This is a genomic window from Jatrophihabitans lederbergiae (assembly GCF_031845305.1).
GTDB classification, from domain to species: domain Bacteria; phylum Actinomycetota; class Actinomycetes; order Mycobacteriales; family Jatrophihabitantaceae; genus Jatrophihabitans_A; species Jatrophihabitans_A lederbergiae.
Map to the genome: position 1 here is coordinate 1 of NZ_JAVREH010000249.1, position 279 is coordinate 279.

Below are 279 nucleotides of genomic sequence, written 5' to 3' on the forward strand. Positions count from 1 at the left end.
TCAACGCCTTCGGTCCCGGCCTGGCGGTCAAGGCCGCGCAGGATGACCCGGAAGGCTTCTTCTTCACTATCGGCCAGCGCATGGTCGGCAATGGCATGCAGACCTTGCTGTCGCTGCTGATCGTGACCAGCATGTTCGCGGCCATCGTGGCTTTTCACAACAACGTTGCTCGGTACTTTTTCGCCCTTGGGCGGCAGGGGATTCTCTGGCAGCGGCTCGGCCAGACGCACAGCACCCGGCAGTCGCCGTGGGTGGCCTGTTGTGTCCAGACCGTGCTGG

Annotated in this window: 1 pseudogene; it reads left to right on the top strand. The window is 63.4% G+C overall.

Annotation, left to right across the window (positions count from 1 at the left end):
- Positions 1–279 (top strand): annotated as a pseudogene (locus tag RM423_RS26325) (hypothetical protein); the annotation flags it as partial.